At 63.0% G+C, this 21,438-nt stretch carries 19 protein-coding genes; 8 read left to right on the top strand and 11 right to left on the bottom strand.

Going from position 1 to position 21,438, the window contains the following annotated elements; genetic code table 11:
- Positions 1-66: 66 nt before the first annotated feature.
- Positions 67-285, top strand: a complete 219-nt coding sequence (locus tag C446_RS16905; protein WP_006674348.1) for a HalOD1 output domain-containing protein — start codon at positions 67-69, stop codon at positions 283-285.
- Between the two features lie 118 nt (positions 286-403).
- Here the strand turns inward: C446_RS16905 and C446_RS16900 are convergent, their stop codons facing one another.
- Positions 404-994, bottom strand: coding sequence for a diacylglycerol/polyprenol kinase family protein (locus tag C446_RS16900; RefSeq protein WP_006674347.1), 591 nt, complete (start codon positions 992-994; stop codon positions 404-406).
- 289 nt (positions 995-1,283) lie between these two features.
- Between C446_RS16900 and C446_RS20150 the strand changes: the two genes are divergently transcribed.
- Positions 1,284-1,532 carry a hypothetical protein gene (locus C446_RS20150; protein ID WP_006674346.1) on the top strand — a complete coding sequence of 83 codons (249 nt, stop codon included), beginning with the start codon at positions 1,284-1,286 and terminating at the stop codon, positions 1,530-1,532.
- On the opposite strand, the gene glyS is transcribed toward C446_RS20150, so the two are convergent.
- On the bottom strand, positions 1,529-3,301 hold the full coding sequence (gene glyS, locus C446_RS16890; RefSeq protein WP_006674345.1) for a glycine--tRNA ligase: 1,773 nt from the start codon (positions 3,299-3,301) through the stop codon (positions 1,529-1,531). The two genes, C446_RS20150 and glyS, sit on opposite strands and share 4 nt — an antisense overlap.
- Entirely contained in the window at positions 3,294-4,145 is an 852-nt protein-coding gene (locus C446_RS16885) for a CBS domain-containing protein (RefSeq protein WP_006674344.1), read from the bottom strand. Before C446_RS16885 ends, glyS begins: the two co-directional genes overlap by 8 nt.
- Positions 4,146-4,283: 138 nt before the next feature.
- Here C446_RS16885 and C446_RS19435 point away from each other — a divergent pair, with 138 nt between their 5' ends.
- Both C446_RS19435 and C446_RS16880 read left to right on the top strand, forming a co-directional pair.
- A complete protein-coding gene (locus C446_RS19435) occupies positions 4,284-4,445 on the top strand; it encodes a DUF7556 family protein (RefSeq protein ID WP_006674343.1) in 162 nt (53 codons plus the stop codon).
- Between the two features lie 69 nt (positions 4,446-4,514).
- Positions 4,515-5,153: a hypothetical protein gene (locus tag C446_RS16880; RefSeq protein WP_006674342.1), complete on the top strand. Its 639-nt coding sequence runs from the start codon at positions 4,515-4,517 to the stop codon at positions 5,151-5,153.
- A gap of 39 nt (positions 5,154-5,192) precedes the next feature.
- On the opposite strand, the gene C446_RS19430 is transcribed toward C446_RS16880, so the two are convergent.
- The 6 genes from C446_RS19430 to C446_RS16855 form a co-directional block, all read right to left on the bottom strand.
- The gene (locus C446_RS19430) at positions 5,193-5,348 is read right to left on the bottom strand and encodes a hypothetical protein (protein WP_006674341.1); all 156 of its coding nucleotides are present in this window, start codon (positions 5,346-5,348) and stop codon (positions 5,193-5,195) included.
- Between the two features lie 154 nt (positions 5,349-5,502).
- A complete protein-coding gene (locus C446_RS16875) occupies positions 5,503-6,846 on the bottom strand; it encodes an ABC transporter ATP-binding protein (RefSeq protein WP_193363542.1) in 1,344 nt (447 codons plus the stop codon).
- Between the two features lie 58 nt (positions 6,847-6,904).
- The gene (locus C446_RS16870; protein ID WP_006674339.1) at positions 6,905-8,080 is read right to left on the bottom strand and encodes an ABC transporter ATP-binding protein; all 1,176 of its coding nucleotides are present in this window, start codon (positions 8,078-8,080) and stop codon (positions 6,905-6,907) included.
- Between the two features lies 1 nt (position 8,081).
- Positions 8,082-9,077 carry an ABC transporter permease gene (locus C446_RS16865; RefSeq protein ID WP_006674338.1) on the bottom strand — a complete coding sequence of 332 codons (996 nt, stop codon included), beginning with the start codon at positions 9,075-9,077 and terminating at the stop codon, positions 8,082-8,084.
- Between the two features lie 2 nt (positions 9,078-9,079).
- Positions 9,080-10,078: an ABC transporter permease gene (locus C446_RS16860; protein ID WP_006674337.1), complete on the bottom strand. Its 999-nt coding sequence runs from the start codon at positions 10,076-10,078 to the stop codon at positions 9,080-9,082.
- Between the two features lie 146 nt (positions 10,079-10,224).
- Complete coding sequence (locus C446_RS16855) at positions 10,225-11,892, bottom strand: ABC transporter substrate-binding protein (RefSeq protein ID WP_049920321.1); 1,668 nt, start codon at positions 11,890-11,892, stop codon at positions 10,225-10,227.
- 245 nt (positions 11,893-12,137) lie between these two features.
- Here C446_RS16855 and C446_RS16850 point away from each other — a divergent pair, with 245 nt between their 5' ends.
- The 3 genes from C446_RS16850 (at position 12,138) to C446_RS16840 (ending at position 19,620) form a co-directional block, all read left to right on the top strand.
- Positions 12,138-12,602 (top strand): PPC domain-containing DNA-binding protein, encoded by a 465-nt coding sequence (locus C446_RS16850; RefSeq protein WP_006674335.1) that lies wholly within the window; start codon positions 12,138-12,140, stop codon positions 12,600-12,602.
- Between the two features lies 1 nt (position 12,603).
- Entirely contained in the window at positions 12,604-18,387 is a 5,784-nt protein-coding gene (locus C446_RS20145; protein ID WP_006674334.1) for a DNA-directed DNA polymerase II large subunit, read from the top strand.
- A gap of 327 nt (positions 18,388-18,714) precedes the next feature.
- Entirely contained in the window at positions 18,715-19,620 is a 906-nt protein-coding gene (locus tag C446_RS16840) for a ketopantoate reductase family protein (RefSeq protein ID WP_006674333.1), read from the top strand.
- Between the two features lie 87 nt (positions 19,621-19,707).
- Here C446_RS16840 and C446_RS16835 read toward each other — a convergent pair whose 3' ends face one another.
- Together C446_RS16835 and C446_RS16830 are read right to left on the bottom strand one after the other, a co-directional pair.
- Positions 19,708-20,073, bottom strand: coding sequence for a NifU family protein (locus C446_RS16835; RefSeq protein ID WP_006674332.1), 366 nt, complete (start codon positions 20,071-20,073; stop codon positions 19,708-19,710).
- Between the two features lie 88 nt (positions 20,074-20,161).
- Entirely contained in the window at positions 20,162-20,479 is a 318-nt protein-coding gene (locus tag C446_RS16830; RefSeq protein WP_006674331.1) for a DUF5783 family protein, read from the bottom strand.
- A gap of 110 nt (positions 20,480-20,589) precedes the next feature.
- Between C446_RS16830 and C446_RS16825 the strand changes: the two genes are divergently transcribed.
- Complete coding sequence (locus C446_RS16825) at positions 20,590-20,982, top strand: hypothetical protein (protein ID WP_006674330.1); 393 nt, start codon at positions 20,590-20,592, stop codon at positions 20,980-20,982.
- Positions 20,983-21,438: the final 456 nt, after the last annotated feature.

Here is a 21,438-nt window from a genome sequence, read left to right as displayed (position 1 = left end):
GTCAAAACACTGATCTTTTTCAAGGAGGATTGCGGTTCGTCGAAACCCTCGCCGACCACGAAACCCATGTATCCAGCACTCGCTAGCACGCTCGAGCGAATCGCGGCCCGCGAAGGCTGCGACCCGACAGACTTCCCACCGCTGTACGAGACCGTCGACCCCGAGGCCGTGGCCGCCGTCCTCGAGTCTCCTGCGGACACCACCGTCCGCTTCGAGTACGGCGGCTATCGGATCATGGTCGGGTCCGATCCCCACAGCGTGACGGTGATCGACGGCGAGCAGTAACGGATCGCCGAGCGAGCCGTCGATCATCGCTCGGCGTTTCAGCTCGCGTGTGCCCCCAGCACTATTCGAGATGTCGTCTCCTGCCCCCGAGTAGCCGAGTACGATGCGTCCTGCAGTGTTAGAGGGGCGAGAACGCGATGGTGAGCCAGGCCAGCACGCTCGCGTAGATGGGGATCGTCAGGTTGTCGTCGACGATGTACCCACGAATGGAGAGTTTGATCCCGTCGGCGAGGGTCGCACCCAGTGCTGCCCCGACAACTGCGAGCGGGTGCTCGTAGAGGAACGGGGCAGCCAGGATCGCACTCACGACGAACATCGTACCGAGCACTTTCGGTCCCTTCACGCGTTTCAGCGTGTTGTCGGAGACCGCGCCACTGATCGGATCGCCAAGCGCCAGCATCAACATCGCCGGCAGCGCGATCTGGGGTTCGAAGAGCAGGACGACGACCGTCATGCTGATCATGTAGAGTCCGTAGCCCGCGATCTTCTCCTGTTCGTACTCGCGGGTGAGCTTCTCGTAGATCCACCAGTCCAGCCCTACGCGGAGACGGACGAACTCGAGTGCGAGCGCGCCGACCGCGAGAACGACCATCAGAGCCTGGAACCGCGACCAGGTCAGCCCGAACTCGAGGGAGTCCGCGAGCAGATAGAGGGCGACCAGTCCCGACCCGCTGGCGTGGACGAGACGGCGCTTTAGTTCGTCGGCCATCAGGTCTCTCGTCGAAGGTGGTGACCTTCAGTCCGTCGGTTACGTTCGAGACGGGCGTTTCTCGGACTACCGGTGATAATGTTATCTCTGCGACACACCCTTACGCCAGTCGACGAAAGCGATCTTAGATGTGTTCGACCGTCTCACGTGCGATGTTTCCGGACCGCCAACCGACGAAAAGCGACGTGTTGATGGTTTTCGTCTCCACTTTTCTTGTCTTCTTCAGCTTCCCCTCGGTGAGGCGGCCTGGGAGTGGATAGTCGCCGGGTTCGTCCTCGGCGTGGTCGTGATGGGTCCGGTTGCACAATCCCCGGTCGGAAAACGAGTCGGCTCGTGGTTTCGCGACATCGGCGTCGCTGGACGAATCGTCGTCATGTCGATTCTCATCGTACCGACGATCGAGTTGGCGGTCACCCTACCGTCCCGGATATTCGTCGGTCTCTCCGCCGGCTTCCGCTCGATGATTCCGGTCTACGTCGTCGGTCACCTCCTCGTTGCCGGAGAAATCGATGGGTGGCAGGTAGACCCGAAGCCCTAGATGTCCGAAAACTCGAGGTCGCCGTCCCGAATTTCCGCGAGCGTCTCGTCGAGGTCCTCGACGGGCAGTCGCTTCTGGTCGGTCGTATCGCGTTCCCGGACGGTAACGGTCGTCTCTTCTTCTTCGATCGTCTCGTAGTCCACCGTCACGCAGAACGGCGTGCCGACCTCGTCCTGACGCCGGTAGCGGCGACCGATGTTCCCCGAGTCGTCGTACGTTACGGAGAGCCCTGCGTCCCGCAGGTCGGCGACGATCTCGTCGGCGACGGCCTCGAGGTCCTCGTCGCTTTGCAGCGGGAAGACGCCGACGAACGTCGGCGCGACTTCGGGCTCGAGGTCCAGATACGTCCGCTCCTCGCCCGCGACCTCGTCCTCGCGGTAGGCGTGGTGGAGCACGGTGTAGACGAGTCGGTCGACGCCGAAGGAGGGTTCGATGACGTGGGGCGTGATGTGTTCGCCGGCGATCGTCTCCTCGTCGACCGAGAAGCCGGTCTTCTCGACGGGGAGTTCGTGGGTTTCGCCCTCGAGTTCGACCTCGACGGTCTCACCGTCGAACGCGGAGCGATCCCGTTCCGCGAGCGTCTCGAGTTCGTCGACGACTGTCTGTGCGTCGCCGCCGAACTCCGGACCCAGATAACTCATGTCGGGATCGACCGTCGCGCGCTCGACGGTCTTGGGTTCGTCGTACTGTCTGAAGATCGTAAAGCGGTCGTCGGAGTACTCGTCGTGCTTCGAGAGGTCGTAGTCGGTCCGGTTGGCGAAGCCGGCGAGTTCGATCCAGTTCCCATCTATTTTCCCCTCCGCGTCCCAGCAGTCCGCGGCGTAGTGGGACCGCTCGCCCGAGAGGTGCTGGCGGAACCGGAATCGGTCCATGTCGACGCCGACCGACTCGTACCACGGCTTGGCGATACCGAGGAAGTACGCGACCCACTCGTCGCCGATGATGCCCGCTTCGACGGCCTCGCCGATCGTGGTCTCGATTTCTGAGCTGCCCTCGGTGTTTTGCTCGCGTGCAGGATACAGCGTTACGTCGACGTCTGCGACCGACTCGAGGTCGGGGTCGTCTTCCTCGGGGTCGATAAAGTACTCGAGTTCGGCCTGCGTAAATTCCCGTGTTCGAATGATCGAGCGTCGGGGGCTGATCTCGTTGCGGTAGGCCCGCCCGATCTGGGTGACACCGAACGGAAGCTGGTTGCGGGCGTACTCCTTGAGACGCGGGAACTCGACGAAGATGCCCTGGGCAGTCTCGGGGCGCATGTAGCCCGGATCGGAGTCCCCGGGGCCGATGTTCGTCGCGAACATGAGGTTGAACGTCTCGACAGCCTGGCCCGCCAGGCCCGCGCTACAGGAGGGACAGATGAGTTCGTACTCGGCGATGACCTCCTCGACCTCCGGGATGGGGAGGCTCTCGGCGTCCTCGTACTCGGTGTTGTCCTCGACGACGTGGTCCGCACGGTGGCTTTCGCCACACTCGGGACAGTCGACGAGCATGTCGTCGAAGGTGTCGAGGTGGCCCGACGCCTCGAAGACCGGTTCGGGCATGATCGTCGGCGCGTCGATCTCCATGTTGCCCTCGGCGACCGCAAAGCGGTCGCGCCAGGCGTCCTCGACGTTGCCTTTCAGCGCCGCGCCCTGTGGGCCGAAGGTGTAGAAGCCGCCGACGCCGCCGTACGCGCCCGACGACTGGAAGAAGTAGCCGCGGCGCTTGGCGAGTTCGACCAGCTTTTCGCTCGTCTGTACGTCCGTCTCGGATGCTGCGTCCTCACTCATAGAGTGCCTCGAGTACGTCGACGTCACGGACGATGCCCGCGAGCTGTTCGGCGGTCACCATCGGGATCTGTTCGACGTCGTTGCTGATCATCCGCTGTGCCGTCTCCTGTATCGACGTGTTACCCGAGACGGTCACCACGTCGCCGGTCATAAACTCGCTGACCGGACCGGCCGGAATCTCGATGTCCCGCGTGGGGAGATAGCGGCTCCCGACGGCCTTGATCCCCTCCCAGGACCACTCGGAGTCCTGGTCCGGGAAGTTGTCCCCCGTCGACTCCTCGCCCTCGACGATACGGGCGACGTCGATGATGTCGACCTCCGTGAGGACGCCACTCATCCGGCCGTCGTCGTCGAGCGCGACCGTATAGGGAACGTTCGCGTAGTAGAGTTCGCGTTCGGCGACCGGCAACGGCGCGCCCTCGTAGGTCGTGTTGACGTTCTCGCTCGCGTAGTCGTCGACGGTGCCATCGGTCTCCTGATCGCCCGCCGCGATCGCGTGGATCACGTCGGTCACCGTGACGATTCCTTCGAACTCGCCGTCGACGACGGGGACGCGGCGCGCGCCCTCCTTGACCATCGTCTCGGCGAGTTCCTCGAGCGGCGTCTCCCGCGTGGTCGTCGGGGCGTCTTCCATCAGCATCACGAGCTGGTCCTCGTCGGGTTGTTCGATCAGCGCGTCTCGTGAGACCAGACCGCGATACTCCGGCCCGTTGTCGGTCGGTTTCACGACTGGAACGGACGAGAACGACTGTTCTTGCAGGTACTCGAGGACGTCCGAACGGGTGCCCGGAAGGTCGACGGTCACCACGTCCTCGCGGGGCGTCATCGCGTCGGCTACGTTCATGTCCCCAGGGTAGGGTAAAACCGAGTATAAACCCCCTGCTTCCTATCTGGACTCACCATCCGACCGATGTGATCCCCGTCGCCGTTCCGGACAGTCCGATTCGATGAATTTATACGTGGGTGGTTGTCACACCCATACATGGCGACGGATACCCACGCCACGACGTCTCGCGACACGGTCGTCGGTTCGATCGACTCGACCGATTCCAGCGACGAGTACGTCATCGCCGATATTTCGGCCGACGGCGCTTGGCTCTCGATGGAAGCGGACGACGCGCCGGCGCTTCGAGCCTGGCGATAACCGAGCGTGGGTCGGTCCGCTCGAGCGGACGTCCAACCTCTTTAGTTTCTCTACACCGTTGTACCGCTCATGGTTGGTCCGCGACCGCGAGACGATCCGTCGGAATCACCGGGCTCGAGGTCGAGGTCCGGCTCCAGTTTCAGTTCTAGCTCCAGCTCCAGGCAGGGGCCGGGATCGGATCGTCCGACCGGCGATCGACGGTCTCGCTCCCGTTCCCACCCCGGATCGAGCAGCGGGTTCGGTACCGACACCGACGACGATTCGCGGTACACGACTGCAACCTTCCTCTCGGCGCTGTTACCGACGGCGCTCGGTCGACGGGGGATCGCGGTCTCGGTCGAAACCGATCGGAACGTCTACGACCGCGACGATCCGGTCGAGATCACCGTCGAGTTCAAGAACCGACTGCCGATCCCGGTCGAAGTCCCCACGCCCGAGCAGCGCTGCTGGGGCTGGACCGTCGACGGCGAACTCGAGGCCAGCGACGAGCGCCGGTACACGCGAGAACGCCCGTCGTCGTTTAGCTTTCGCGGCGGGGAACGAAAACAGTCCTCGTTCACCTGGAACGGTCGGTTCGAACGGGTTCGGGACAGGGATCGTCACGAGTCGGTCGTCCCCGACCCTGGCGAGTACGAGATACGCGCGTTCGTCGCGACTCACGAGGACGCGTACCGTCCCAGCGACGCGACGACGATCGAAATCAAGTAGTGGGCCGACGGACGCTGAAAGGAGAGAGCGTGCCCGTTCTCATCCAGTCAGGAAGCCACCGGCCGGAACTTGCCGGTCCGGCTGTCCCCGGTCGCTCGTCTGGACGCCGGAAAAGTCGGGGGAGTGTTCGATGGTACGCTGTGTTTTCGCGGCGATGCCGCTGTAGCTCGAGAGGATTGCCAGTGCCTTACTCATACATGAGTAAATAATCGGCCGACGCCTGTAACTATTTTTGCGACGATTCATTGCCGTGTATAAAATTTCCTGACGGATCGCTCGACACCGTTTCGATCCGGACCCGCTCAGTGCCGGGGCCGAACCCGCAAGCGTGAGCGAGCCGCTGTCGACGTCACCGATGCAGGTGACAGGCCGCGAAGTGCGTCTCGGTTCCGTGCTCCGACTCGATCTCGTAGGCCGGCCGCTCCTGGGCACAGATACTCCGCTCGGCAAACGACTCGAGCAGCAGGTCGGTCGCACGTTCCCAGTCGACGTTCGGATCACCGATCACCTCGGCGTCCGACTCCCCGCCGGATTCGCCGTCGCCTGCCGATCGGTCGGACGCGACGAGTTCGATCGCCCGCTGGACGATCTCGCCGGGGTCACCTCTCGGCAGATCGCCGCCGAAGAACTCGGCTTCGATCTCCGCGGCCGCCATCGGTTCGAAGGTTCGGCGCTTGACCGCGCGCATGAACGCCCGCGTGTGGTACCACTCTTCGTCGGTCCACTCGTACTCGTCGGGTGCGATCAGCCGCGGACACCGCGTCCGGAACCGACAGCCAGACGGCGGGTTCACCGGGCTCGGAACCTCTCCCTCGAGGACGCCGCGAGCGTCGCTCTCCCTGGGGTCCGGCACCGGGATCGAGTCCAGCAGCGCCTCGGTGTAGGGATGTTGGGGGTTTTCGAACAACTCCTCTTTCTCGGCTAACTCGACGACGTTCCCGAGATACATCACCGCTACACGATCGGAGATGTGCCGGATCACCGAGAGGTCGTGAGCGATAAAGAGGTAGGTGAGCCCGAACTCCTCTTGTAGCTCTTCCATCGTGTTCAGCACCTGGGCCTGGATGGAGACGTCGAGTGCGGAGACGGGCTCGTCACAGACGACGAAATCCGGATTCACGGACAGCGCCCGCGCGAGGTTCACTCGCTGGCGTTGACCGCCCGAGAAGGCGTGGGGGTGGCGGTTGTAGTGGTGTGGGTCGAGCCCGACCTTCTCGAGCAGTTCCTTCGCGCGGGCCTCGCGTCCCTCGTCGTCTAACATGCCGTGTGCTCGCATCGGTTCCTCGATGATCTGACCGATCTTCATCCGCGGGTCGAGCGAGGACTGTGGGTCCTGGAAGATCATCTGGATCTCCGAGCGCTTCTGTCGGAGCTGTTCGCCGCTCAGATCGGCGAGGTCCTCGCCTTTGAAGTAGATGCTCCCGTCGGTCGGCTCGAGCAGTCGGAGAATAGTGCGGCCCAGCGTACTCTTCCCGCAGCCGGACTCGCCGACGAGCCCGAGGGTTTCACCGCGGCGAATCTCGAAGTTTACGTCGTCGACGGCCTTGACGTGATCCTGGCCGACGCTCACCGGCGGGAACGAATCCGGATCGAACGAGACTCCACTGAGCAGCCCCGAGTCCTGATCGAAGTACTTTTTCAGTCCGTCGACCTCGAGCAACGCGTCGCCGTGAGCGATCTCCTCGCCGCTCATCTCGGAGCCAAGCAGGTCGTCGTCCTCGCTTTGTCCCCGGCTGGGGTCCTGGACCGTGTCACTCACTGCCCTCACCTCCACTCGAGCCGGCGGTGCCACGTTCCGGATCGGTCACGCTCGTCTCCGTGTTCGCGCTCGAATCGGCAGTCACCTGCGGTGATTTCGCGAGCGGGACGCTCTCGTCGTAGCCAACGTCGAAGGCGTCGTGTTTGACGCAAGCGGCCCGGTGGGGAACGCCCTCGGCAGTATCGACCTGTTTGTTCTCCGGGTGGACGCGCTGGCACACCTCGCGTGCATCCGGACAGCGCGGGTGGAACCGACAGCCAGACGGCGGGCTGATCGCCTCGGGCATCACGCCCTCGATCGGATCGAGTTCCCCGACGGTCTTGTCCGGCCGGGGAATCGAGTCAAGCAGTGCTTCGGTGTAGGGGTGTTTCGTGTCGTAGAACAGTTCGTCGACCGGCGACTGCTCGACGATCTCGCCGAGGTACATGACGTTGACGCGATCACAGATCTCGGCGACGACGCCCATGTCGTGGGTGACCCAGATGAAACTCGTCCCGTACTTCTCCTGGAGGTCGTCGACGAGGTCGATGATCTGTCCCTCGACGGTGACGTCGAGCGCGGTCGTCGGCTCGTCGGCGATGATCAGGCTCGGCTCACAGGCCAGCGCCATCGCGATCAACACGCGCTGGCGCATCCCCCCGGAGAACTGGTGGGGGTACTCGTCGTAGCGCTGCTCGGGGTCCGGAATCCCCACCTCACGCAGCATCTCGACCGCCTCCTGGCGGGCTTGCTCGCTCGAGAGGTCCCGGTTGAGTTCGATGAACTCGCGCAGCTGTCCGCCGACCGTGAAGACGGGATTGAGCGACTCCATCGGGTCCTGGAAGATGACGGCGATCTCGTTGCCGCGGATCCGATCGCGCATCTCCTGGTTCGAGAGCATGTCTTCCCGTTCCTGGAGCTCACCGTCCGGCCCCTCCTCGAGGCCGAAGATGGTCTCGCCTTTGTAGGTAATCTCGCCGCCGACGATCTCGCCTGGACTCTCGACGAGCCTGAGTAGACTCATCGAGGCGACGCTCTTGCCAGCGCCGCTTTCCCCTACGAGACCGACGATTTCCCCCTCGTGAACGTCGAAGGAGATGCCGTCGACTGCGCGTACTGTACCAGCTTCCGTAAAGAACTGCGTCTTGAGATTTTCGACGCGGAGTAGTGGTTCGGATTCGGAACTCATCTTAATCGTTGATCCGTGGATCGAGGGCGTCTTGCAGACCGTCGCCGAACAGGTTGAACCCCATGATGGTGATCATAATCGCGATGCCGGGCCAGATCGAGAGCCACACGTTCGAGTGCATGTAGCTGTGTGACGTCTGGAGCATCTCTCCCCAGTCCGGGGTCGGCGGCTGTGCACCGAACCCGAGGAAGGACAGCCCCGCGACGATGAGAATCGTCACGCCGATCTGGAGCGTCGCATAGACCATGACCGGGGCGAAGCTGTTCGGGATCACGTGACGTAAGATGATGTTACGGTCTTTCACCCCCGCTGCCCGGGCGGCCTCGATGTAGTCCATCTCGCGGACCGAGAGCACTTCGCTGCGTATGATGCGGGCGAACACCGGGATGAAGGCGATTCCGACCCCGATGATCGCGAACCGTACGTCGGGGCTACCCCCGCTGACGAACACCGTGAAGACGATGATGAGGATCAGCGGCGGGATGGCGTAGACGGTCTCGACAGCCCGCATCAGGAGATCGTCGACCCAGCCACCGTAGTAACCGGCGACAGCCCCGACGATCGTTCCCCCGACCAGCCCGAGGAAGGTCGCTGCGAGCCCGACGCTGACCGACACCTGAGCACCGTAGACGATCCGGGTGAAGTAGTCCCGGCCGTTCGGATCGGTACCCAGCGGATGTGCCATCGACCCGTCGGCGTGGAACGCCGGCGGGACGTTCGTGTCGGCTTCACCCGGCGGCGGGAGCCGCTCGGGGTGTTCGAAGATCGGCAACGCCTCCGCCATGGCGAAGTCCGAGACGTTCCCGAACGTCAGCCGCGAGAGGTTGCCGTCGATGAGCGTGTACGCCGTGATGGCTAACACGAACGTGATAACGTACAGTCCCCATCGTGCGGTCGTATCCCGCTTGATCTTCCGTAACGTTGCTCGCCAGCCCGTCTCGACCTCTTTGGTTCCCGGTTCGGAACCGCTTTCGACCTGCGTTTCTCCTACTGCCATCGTTACTCAGCCTCCCCGTAGGTGACGCGCGGATCGATGTACGCGTACGCGATGTCGGTAATGATGACACCGATCACGAACATCGTCGCGATAATCATCGTGATACCCATGATGAGCTGGTAATCCAGCTGGATGATCGCCTCGTAGAACAACCGTCCGAGCCCGTTGATGTTGAAGACGAACTCGATGAGGACGGCACCACCGAGTGCCGTCGACAGGTTGAGCCCGACGATCGTGATAATCGGCAACTGTGCGACCTGGAACGCGTGCTTCCGGAGGATCGTTCGCTCGGGAACGCCGTATGCACGCGCGAGCTTGACGTATTCGCCCTGCAGCGACTCGATCATCTGGGTCCGTTCGACCCGCATCAACGTCGCCATCTGCAAGGTTCCGAGCGCGATCATCGGCAACACCAGGTGCCTGATCGTCTCGACGAAGTGCTCGAGATACCCGTCGTGGCCGTAGACTTCGGGCGACCACCACGGATAGACGAGGTCCGCTGACGGCAGCCATCCCAACTGGACCGCGAAGATCAGGATCAGCATGATGCCGATCCAGAACGAGGGCGTACTCACACCCAGCAACGCGACGATTCGGGAAACGTGGTCGAACGGCTCGTTCCGTCGTTTGGCTGCGATGATACCGAGCGGAATCGACGTGACGAGCGCGAACGCGTACGCCGACAGGACGAGCAACAGCGTCGGGCCGATCCGGCTGGCGATCAGCGACGCGACGTCCTGGTTCCGGTGGAAACTGTGTCCCATGTCGCCCTGTACGAGCCCGGCCATGTAGTCGAGGTACCGTTCGTGCATCGGCCGGTCGAGCCCGTACCTGGCTTCGACCTGTTCGATCATCTCTTGGTCAGCCTCTACCCCCTGTAGCATGAGCCTGACCGGATCTCCCGGCGTCAGGTTCGCGAGAACGAACGTCAGGATAGAGATACCGATCAGGACGGGGATCGCCTGCAGGAATCGATACGTCGTGTAGCGAAGGAGTCCCATAAGTTGAATCGATGGTGGCTATCTTCGAGCCTTAGTGTCAGTTCCGGTAGCGTGTTTCGAGAGCGGTATCGGAGCGGTGGTCGTACTGAATCGGGACGCGGATCGGGTGCCGGGGCGTCCCCCGGTCCCGATCCCGAAACTCCCGGTTACTCGTCGATCCAGGTGTTCTGGTAGTTCGAAACGATTCGCGGATTGAAGCTCACGGCCGGATGCGCGTGGAGGTCTTTCACTTCCTCGCGAGCGGCCATCGTGTTGTGTTCGGAGTACGCCGGAAGGACGGGCATATAGTCGAGGATCTCCTCCGTAACGTCGATGTACAGCTCCCGTCGGTCGTCCTGATCGGCACTCTGACGGGCGTTCATAATGCTATCGTGGAAGTCGCCCTGTCCCTCGTAGAAGTGACCCTGGCCGACGCCTTCCTGACTCTCGTGGAAGAGGTTGTAGAAGTACGCGTCGGGGTCCGGGCCGCCGGTCCAGCCAAGCAGGTACATCTCGTAGTCGTCGGCGTTTCCGGTGGTGTACGTATCGACCAGCGTCGCGAACGACATCCCCTGAACGTCGGCTCCGTAGCCGATCTCGGTCAGCCGTGACCCGATGCGCTCGGCCAGCGCCTCGCGTGGCCCCCCTTCCGGAGCGATGATCGTCGGCTCCCAGTCCTCGGGGACGCCGGCGTCCTCGAGCAGTTCCTGTGCCTGGTCGGGGTCGTACTCGGGCATCATCTCCGCCCAATCGTCCACTGGGAAGTCCCAGTCTCCCGAATCGTTCGTGATCTCGGGGACCGGACTCACCAGCGGATCGGCCGCCGGACCGAGGTGTTCGTTGACGAAGTCATGCATCGAGAACGAGTGGCCGACCGCACGCCGGACGTCGGGGTTGGTCGTCTCGCCCTCGTTGCAGTTGAACGCGAGGTACATGTACGACGGACTGCGGCTTCCGTGAATCACCACGTCGTCGGCACCCTCGACTTCGTCCCACTCCGTGGCCGGCACGGTGTCGATGACGTCCGTGTCGCCTGCGAGGATCTGTGCGATGCGGTTGGCGTCGTCAGGCGCGGCCTCGAATCGGATTTCCTCGATGTGCGGGTGAGGTTCGTCCCAGTAATCGTCCCACCGCTCGAGTTCGACGTACTCGCCCTGCTGGAAGTCGGCGAACTGGAACGGACCGGAACCGATCGGGTCCGTGTTGAACGCGTCGCGGTCGTCGGTCCGGACGTCTTCCGGAACGACCTCGACTCCCATCGTCACCATCGTGAACGGACCGTAGGGATGTTCGAGGTTGACCTCGAGCGTGTGGTCGTCGATGACCTCGGTCGATTCGATCATCGCGTACGACGCTGCGTTGTCCGTCTCCTCCTCGACCGGTGCGGTAAAGGAGTGGGCGACGTCTGCGGCAGTCACCTCGTCGCCGTTGTGGAACTCGATACCCTCCTTGATCTCGAAGACGTACGTTTCGCCGTCGTCTTGCTCTTCGGGCATTCCGTCGGCGATCTTCGGCTCGAGCCCCATCTCGTCGTCCCACTCGTACAGATTGTCGAACACCAGGTTCATCACCTGGGCACTGTAGGAGTCGAAGGACACGACGGGGTCGAAGTCCTCGTCCCGTTCCGCAGGCTGGAGGAACTCGAGGGAGTCGCTTCGGTCTTCGTCGTCCGGCTCTTCCCTGTCGTACTGGTATTCGCTGATGTCCGCGACGTCGTCACCGTTGTCGTCGCCGTTTCCGTTTCCACCGATACAGCCAGCAAGCGCGACGCTTGCGGTCACAGCACCCGAGGTAAGCACCCGTCGACGGGTGAGTCCATTGAGGTTTGTTCCCATGCCATCCGGTTTGCCGAGGGAAAAACACTTATTGGTTTCGGTTCGTGTTAGCGTTTACCCCTGGTTATGCGATACCGTCTGTAACTTTTGCCGGGGAATTCCGCGTTTGTGCTCATTTTTTCTCGGGTCACAGCGTTATTGTACATTCTTGGTCCCGACCGACGAGTAACGGCGGATTGGGCCGAAACGAGCCGGTGAGTCGACGACCGGTGCTCTTTTTCTCCCGGCGAACACACTGACTCGGTATGAACTACCGAGCCGTCGAAACGAGCGACGAGTACGTCGCTCGCCTCGAGACCGGCGCGGACTGGCGCGCGGAGATCGAATCGCTCGCAGCGGCGGTCGATGCCGACGCCGCGTGGTTTACCGCGCTGGGGGCCGTCCAGGACGCCGAACTCTGGTTCTACGATCAAGCGGACTGTGAGTACTACCCCGTCGAGTTCGACGACCCGCTCGAGGTCGCCAGCTGTGTCGGCAACGTTTCCCTACTCGAGGTCGCCGAGTCGGACTCGGCGGACAGCGAGACGGAGTCCAGCCAGTGGGATCGCTTTGCCCACACCCACGCCGTCCTCTCCGACGACGAAGGGGCCGCCTACGCCGGTCACCTCGACGAGGCGACGGTCTGGGCCGGCGAGGTCTACATGCGCGTCTTCGAGGAACCCCTCGAGCGCGAGTACGACGAGACGACCCAACTCGATCTCTGGCTCTGAGATGCGCGAGGAAGACGAACGGTACTTCCAGCGGCTCGAATCCCAGCTCGAGTCGGCGTTCGATGTCGCCGAGGAGGCCAAGGAACGCGGCGCAGACCCCGAACCGGAAGTCGAGATTCCGACCGCGCGAGACATGGCCGACCGCGTCGAGAACATCCTCGGGATCGATGGCGTCGCCGAACGGGTCCGCGAACTCGAGGGCGAGATGTCCCGCGAGGAGGCCGCACTGGAACTCGCCGAGGACTTCGCGGAGGGCCGGGTCGGCGACTACGAGACGAAAGCCGGCAAGGTCGAGGGTGCCGTTCGGACGGCGGTCGCCCTGCTGACGGAGGGGGTCGTCGCCGCCCCCATCGAGGGGATCGACAAGGTCGAAATTCTCGAGAACGACGACGGGACGGAATTCGTTAACGTCTACTACGCCGGTCCGATCCGCTCTGCGGGGGGTACCGCACAGGCTCTCTCGGTGCTCGTGGCCGACTACACCCGCGCGCTGGTCGGGATCGACCAGTACAAGGCCCGCGACGACGAGATCGAACGCTACGCCGAGGAGATCGCCCTCTACGACAAGGAGACCGGCCTCCAGTACTGTCCGAAGGACAAGGAGGCCAAATTCATCGCCAAGAACCTCCCCATCATGCTCGACGGGGAGGCCACCGGCGACGAGGAGGTCTCGGGATTCCGTGACTTAGAGCGGGTCGACACCAACAGCGCCCGCGGTGGGATGTGTCTCGTGCTGGGGGAGGGGATCGCCCTGAAAGCCCCCAAGATCCAGCGCTACACCCGCAATCTCGAGGAGGTCGACTGGCCCTGGCTCCAAGATCTGATCGACGGCAACTACGGCGACGGCGACGACGGTGCCGAGAACGAAGGGGCAGACGACGGCGAGGAGGCCGACGAAGACGACGGGAAAGCGAGCGACGACGAGTCCGGTGCGGAGACGGGCGAGGGGGACGAGCCGGCGGGACCGCCCCGCGTCGACGAGTCCAAGAAGTTCCTCCGGGACCTGATCGCCGGCCGACCGGTTTTCTCCCATCCCTGCGCCGAAGGGGGCTTTCGCCTGCGCTACGGTCGCGCGCGCAATCACGGGTTCGCGACCGCCGGGGTCCACCCCGCCGCGATGCATCTGGTCGATGACTTCCTCGCGACCGGCACCCAGATCAAGACCGAACGCCCAGGCAAGGCCGCCGGCGTCGTCCCCGTCGACTCCATCGAAGGACCGACCGTCAAACTGGCAAACGGCGACGTCCGCCGGATCGACGACCCCGAGGACGCCTTAGAGATCCGCAACGGCGTCGAGAAGATCCTCGACCTCGGCGAGTATCTGGTCAACTACGGCGAGTTCGTCGAGAACAACCATCCGCTCGCGCCAGCCTCTTACACCTACGAGTGGTGGCTCCAGGACCTCGCGGCCGCCGGCGCGGACATCCAGGCGCTACAGGACGACCCCGCGATCGACCTCGAGTTTCCCGACCCCGAAGAAGCCCTCGAGTGGGCGCTCGAGTACGACGCGCCGCTTCACCCCGAATACACCTACCTCTGGCACGATATCTCGGTCGACGCGTTCTGCGATCTCGCCGATGCCGTGGCCGACGGGCAAGTCGAGGCGGACGGCGACGGCAGCGTCAACGGGAACGGGGACGACAGCATTCTCGTCCTCGCGTACGACGACGCCGTCGCCGCCGCCCTCGAGACGATCGTCATCGAGCACCGCCAGCGCGAGGACGAGGGCCGTATCGAGGTCGACGACTGGCGACCGTTCGTCCGGACGGTCGGCTGTGAACCCCGGCAGGCCGTCACCGACGGGGCCGCGCTAGAGGCCGATGCCGACGGTCGTGACGAGGACCCCGAGGCCCGAGCCGAGCAGCCGACGACCGAACTCGAGCGAACCTGGGCCGTCGACGACCTCTCGGAACGCGCTCGCACCTGGGGCCACGAGGAAGATGGCGACAACGCCGTCGAAGCGGTCAACGAGGTCGCTCCTTTCGAAATTCGGGAACGGGCCCCCACACGGATCGGCAACCGGATGGGCCGTCCCGAGAAGTCCGAAAGCCGCGATCTGAGCCCCGCCGTCCACACCCTGTTCCCGATCGGCGAGGCCGGTGGCACACAGCGTAACGTCGCCGACGCGGCCAAACACGCCGAGACGATGTCGGATACGCCCGGCATCGTCGAGGTCCAGGTCGGCCGTCAACGCTGTCCGGACTGTGATACGGAGACGTTCAAAAATCGCTGTCCCGAGTGCAACGCACGCACCGAACCCGACTACCGGTGTCCCGACTGCGATCAAGAACTCGAGCCCGACGACGCCGGCCGCGTCGAGTGTGACCGCTGTGAGATCGAGGGGACCTGCGTCGAGAACCGCGACATCGACGTCAACGACGAGTACCGCTCGGCGCTCGAAACCGTCGGCGAACGCGAGAACGCCTTCGACATCCTGAAAGGCGTCAAGGGGCTGTCCTCGACGAACAAGGTCCCCGAACCGATCGAAAAGGGGATTCTGCGCGCGAAACACGACGTTTCGTCGTTCAAGGACGGCACCGTCCGCTACGACATGACCGACCTCCCGGTCACGTCGGTCCGGGCCAGCGAACTCGACATCGACGTCGGGCAACTCCAGGCGCTTGGTTACGAGGAAGACATCCACGGCGAACCGCTGACCCACGAAGACCAGCTCGTGGAGCTGAAAGTACAGGACATCGTCCTCTCCGACGGCGCGGCCGAGCACATGATGCAGACGGCCGACTTCATCGACGACCTGCTCGAGCAGTACTACGGGCTCGAGCCGTTTTACGAACTCGAGGATCGTCAGGACCTCGTGGGGGAGCTAGTGTTCGGGATGGCACCGCACACGAGCGCTGCAACTGTCGGGAGAGTGATCGGTTTCACGAGCGCAGCAGTCGGATACGCTCATCCGTACTTTCACGCTGCGAAACGTCGGAACTGCTTCCACCCGGAAACTACGATTCGGTACGTAGACGAGTCCGGAACCGAACGCGAAGCGTCGATCGCAACGTTCGTCGAGTCACGGCTGACTGACCCGCGGGAAGACGACTTTGGAACGTTGATTCAGGATCTCGACGGATCTATCACCGTTCCGTCGATCGACGACGACGGACGTCACGTAACCCGATCGGTCGAGGCCGTTTCAAAACATCCCGCACCCGACCATCTGATCCGCGTCGAAACCCGTAGCGGTCGGTCGCTGACGGTTACACCGGACCACACGATGGTCGTCTGGAACGCCGGTCTCGAGCGGGTCGCCGCGAGTGAACTCGAGGCTGGCGACGAAATTCCGACTCCGGCGGGCGCTGACTCGGCGAACGGAGCGAACTCGAGTGCACGAACAGTGGGTATCACAGACGGTGGTCGTCCGGAGGTTGATATAGTAGAACGAGCCGAAATCGTCCCATCCGATGTCGAGTACACCTACTGCCTCACGGTTTCGGACACGAACACGCTCGTCGCGAACGGACTCCACACGGCACAATGCGACGGGGACGAGGACTGCGTGATGTTGCTCATGGACGGTCTCCTGAACTTCTCGCGGTCGTACCTCCCCGACAAACGCGGCGGCAGCGTCGCGGAGGACTCCCGGCTGATCGCGTTCGATCCCGACGGGAACCTGCGGTTCATGACCTTCGACGAATTCTGGGATGAACTCGACGTGCCAATCGAGATCGACGGCAAGTTCCAGAAGAAGACCGCCGCGCTCGAGGGATGGACGACCTATGCATTCAACGACGACCACGAAGCAGCACCGAAGCCGATCGAGAAGGCAATTCGGTACGAGGCCGACGACGACGAGGAACTACTGCGAATCTCCACGCAGTTTGGACGCGAACTCGAGATCACGACCGATCACAGCCTTTTCCGGTACGACGACGGAATCGAGGAGGTCGCCGGCTCCGATCTCGAGGAAGGCGACCTGATCGTTGCACCACAGAACCTCGACGTCGAACCGATCGAAACGATGATCGACGCCCTCGAGTGCGTCAGCGAGCCGTACGTGTTGCTCGACGACGAGCACGAGGGGTGGCTGACCGAAGTCTGGAACAACGCCGAACGGGGTGGCGATACTCGCGTCGCCTTCGATGGTGGGCTCTCGTACCGGCTCTCGAAGAAGAAGGTTCGTCGAGAAACGCTCGAAGAAATCGAAGCCGAACACGGCGACGCCGACCTCCCCGACGAGTGTTCGGTCGGCTGGCAAGGGTCCTCGGACTGCATCGACCGCTACATCGACATCGACGAGGAGTTCGCGTGGCTGATCGGGATGTTCGTCGCCGAAGGGACGCTTTCCGGAACCCGACCAGCGATTCACAACGCCGACGAGGACCTCGTCGATCGGCTCGTCAAGACGACCGAGTCCGTACTCGGCTGTGAACCGAGCGTGCGCTGGTCGAACAAGGCCTACGAGGTCGCGTTCCCGGCTGTCTTCTTCGACGTATTGCACGAACTCGGTTTCGAGGACTGCGACTCGTACGACTCGAGCGAAAAGATCGTTCCTGACTGTATCCTTCGCGCTGAACGCGACATCGTCCTCGCGTTCCTTCGCGGGTTCATCGCCGGCGACGGCTCCGAATCCAGCGACGACAATCACACGTCGATCGGATTCCACACGACGAGCGAGGACGTCAAAGACGGGATCGTGTTTTGCTGTCATCGACTCGGTCTCGTCGCGAACGTCTCGCGTCGCGAGCGAGATTCGTCGCGACAGCCGATCTATACGGTCTCCGTCTCCGGTGGTGCGTCCCGCAATCCGCTCGAGCAAATCCTCGACGGGGACGAACCGTATCACCCAAAGAGTCTCGTCGTCTCCATTCCCGACGAACTGATGGAGATCCGTGAGATGGAGATCAAGGGGATCAAACAGCTGGTTCCAAAGTATCTGAAGCGCCGCGACAACATCTCGCTCGAGAAGCTCGAGGATATCGTCGACGAACTCGAGGAGCGCGATCTTCCGGACGAAGCCGAGCCGAAACTCGAGGCGATCCGACCGCTGGTCGACGGTGATCTCTCGTATCTCCGGATCACCGATATCGAACGCGTCGAGTACGACGGCTACCTCTACGACCTGCAGGTTGGAGGCGATCCGATCTTCACGGCGAACTGGCTCTACGCGCACAACTCGATGGACGCACCCTTGGTCATGTCCTCCCGCATCGACCCCTCCGAGATCGACGACGAGGCCCACAACATGGACATCGTCTCGCAGTACCCACGCGAGTTCTACGAGGCCACCCTCGAGCAGGCCGACCCCGAGGCAGTCGACATTCAGATCGGCGAAGATACGCTGGGCACCGACGGCGAGTACACCGGCTTCGAGCATACCCACGACACCACCGACATCGCGATGGGGCCGGACCTCTCGGCGTACAAGACGCTGGGGTCGATGATGGAGAAGATGGACGCCCAACTCGAGCTCTCGCGCAAACTCGAGGCCGTCGACGAGACGGACGTCGCCGAGCGGGTCATCGAGTACCACTTCCTGCCGGACCTGATCGGCAATCTGCGGGCGTTCTCCCGCCAGGAGACGCGGTGTCTCGACTGCGGCGAGAAGTTCCGCCGGATGCCCCTGACCGGCGACTGTCGGGAGTGTGGCGGCCAGGTCAACCTCACCGTCCACCAGGGGTCGGTCAACAAGTACATGCAGACTGCGATCCAGGTCGCCGAGGAGTACGACTGCCGGGATTACACGAAGCAGCGGTTAGAGGTGCTCGAGAAATCCCTCGAGAGTATCTTCGAGAACGACAAAAACAAGCAGTCCGGCATCGAGGACTTCATGTAGGCTGTTCTGTCGAGGAGTCGAGATTCGCCGAACCGCCGGGGGCTCTCCCGTCGGTCGGTGTGACGTGGCGGTTCCTGTCCTCGACTATTGACCGCTCGTTCTTTTTTGCCTTCCAGTTCTGTCGCCGATCGAGTGCCGGACGGATACTCTGTTTTTTCGGTCGAATCGAACCGGGCGTACCGACTGTACGGGAATTCTATATAGCAATATGGGATTTATGGTCCCATCGAGCGCGATTCTCTCCCGACTGTAGCGTCGGACGGCTCTCCCCGGGATAACTCAGGGGGGACGAAAACCGTTTTTACCGTTCCCACCACTGCTCGAATCATGGAGACGGTCGTTTTCGGGGCTGGAAGCTTAGGCAGCCTCGTGGGCGGGCTACTCGCCCGTGAACACGACGTGTGGCTCGTCGCGCGCGAGGACCACGCTCGAGCCGTTCGTGAGTCCGGCCTTCGCCTCCGTGGCGAGTTCGACGACCGCGTCTTTCCGGCGGCGACGAGCGACGGCCGGGAACTCGAGGCCGACCTCGCGGTCGTCACCGTCAAAGCCTTCGACACCGGAGCCGCGGCCGACGCGCTCGCGACCGGATCGTTCGACGCCGTTCTCTCGCTGCAAAATGGCATGGGCAACGAGGAAACCCTCGCCGGACGACTCGAGGGGACGCCGGTGCTTGCCGGGACCGCGACCTACGGTGCCGTCCGTCGGGAGCCTGGCGTCGTCGAGTGTACGGGTCGCGGGGAGATCGTGCTTGGGGACCGAACGGGCGGCGTCTCCCAGCCCGCGAAAGAAGTCGGTGAGGCGTTCACTCAGGCTGGGATCGAAACGGCCGTGGTCGACGACATGCCGCGGTGGCTATGGGAGAAACTGGCCGTCAACGCCGGGATCAACCCGATCACCGCACTGACGGCCACCGAAAACGGCGCGGTCCTCGGGGGACCGGCGAACGATCTCGCACGCGAGGCGACGGCGGAGGCCGCGCGAGTCGCACGCGAGTGTGGCGTCGCGGTGTCCGACCGCGAGGCACTCGAGGCGGTGGAAACGGTCGCCGACGCGACCGCACCCAACACGTCCTCGATGGCACAGGACCTGCAGGCCGACCGGCGGACGGAGATCGATGCGATCAACGGCTACGTCGTCGACCGAGCGGCCGAACGGGGGATCGAGGTCCCGACGAACCGCGTGCTCACGGCTCTCGTTCGGACGTGGGAACACGGTCGAGGGATACGCGAGTAACCCGTCGAGACGGGTGTTATGATGTAGACGCGAACGTGAACGTAAACCTGAAACGCTGAAAAGCAACGACCGAGATCGAACTCGAGGTTAGAACGGGGCTTCCGGGCCTTCGTCGGGTTCGCCGTCGTCGTCGACGGTTTCGCCGGGGAACGACGGACTCATGCCACCGCCCGCGTCGCCGCCACCGCCGTCCATGCCGGTGTGGGCGTTAACTTTCTCGATTTCGGGAATCTCTTTGACCATTCGGCTCTTGATCGCTTGGATCGTCATCGGGGAGATGCCACAGCCACTGCAAGCGCCGCCGAGTGCGATCGTGACTTCACCGCTCTCGCGGTCCAAGTCCTGGATCGCGGCGCTGCCGCCGTGCATCTGGATCTGCGGGAAGTTCCGTCGCAGGAAGTTCGAAACGCGGTCTTCGAGGTCGTCTCCGTCGTTCTGAGACTCCGTGCTCATAGAGGGCCCTTGGGTGTCGGTGCCCCTAAACCTTCCGTCCGGTCTTCTCGATCGGGAACGCCGAAAAACACGGTCCTGGGGCCTTCGATCAGTCGAACTCGAAGACGCGCTCGAGCTCGGTCTCGATCTCTTCGACGTGGCTCTCGAGTACGTCCTCGAATCGGTCTTCATCCACGAGCCCGCCGGACAGTCGGCCGTACGGGTCGTCGGGAAGGTCGATACGGAACTCGCCGTCCCCGTCGTAGAACGGTTCGCTTTCGTTCAGGACCTGCTGGTCGATGGCGTGGACGAGTTCGGAGTCGTACTGGTCGTTCATCCGGTTGAACGCGTTCTTGTACGCCTGCTGGAGCTCGGTGAAGTAGTGGGCGTACTTGTCTTCGAATTTGTCGGGGTCGAATTCCGTCATACCCGATACGAGCGCGAGCGAGGACAAAAGTCGGACGGTCGCCGCCCAAGACGGCGATCGTTGCACTCGCAAGCGGAACGATCACCGCTTCCACCGGCGACTCGACACACATGCCCGCCGACAACCGGCCGATTCCCCCGGAAGCGCTGCCGCCGGGGTGGGGCGAAACCGAACTCAAGGACGGCAAACTCGCCTATCGGTACGCACAGCCCCCGCTCGAACTCGTCGCGGATCGATCGACGGCAGCCCACTGCCATCCGGGACTAGGGTTGAGCCGCTACTGGGAACTCCGCTACCGCTACCCCCTCGGGGACCGCTCCGTCTCCGACGCGATCGGTCGGGTATCGACCCGCCGTGCCGCCGTCGACGGGTTGCTCGAGTGTATGCGACGCGTTCATCGGACCGTCGAATCCGCCGACGATCACCTGGCAGTTCGACAGGTGCTCGATCGGGTGTCCTTCTCGGATTTCGTTCCCCGTAGTCCGAACGATAGCCGGATGTAGTGTCGCCTCTGTTAGTACACCGCCTTTCCCGACGCGATAGCTACACTCCGAACTAGCCTGTCTGTGCCGAGTGTCGATTCCACGTCTCGCACGTTCTGTGAAACCGTCTGATCCTGTCGATAACCGGAATCGACGGGTCCCTCGGACGTGTCGACTGCCGGTTCGATATCACCGCTGTCGAGTGGGGAACACGGGAAGCGGGAGGCGACAAAGCCGTCGTCGTTTCCCGTGTCGAGCGCTGTTTTGTGGCTCCAGCGACAGTCCATTGGGTCACTCGAGTTCGTTCCCAGGCAGTGTCACGTCCGAGCTATCTCTGATCCGTAGTGGTAAACTCTTATCCGCTATATAGAATTTCGGGAACTGACGGTCACAACTTCGGGATCTCAAATTCTACAAACCACCATACAGCTGACACCCGTTACGATCGTCCTCAGAGAAGCTGTTTGAAAAAGAAAC

This window comes from Halobiforma nitratireducens JCM 10879 (genome assembly GCF_000337895.1).
GTDB lineage: Archaea > Halobacteriota > Halobacteria > Halobacteriales > Natrialbaceae > Natronobacterium > Natronobacterium nitratireducens.
Note: the sequence above shows the minus strand (reverse complement) of the source record. Positions and strands in the feature narration are given on the sequence as shown.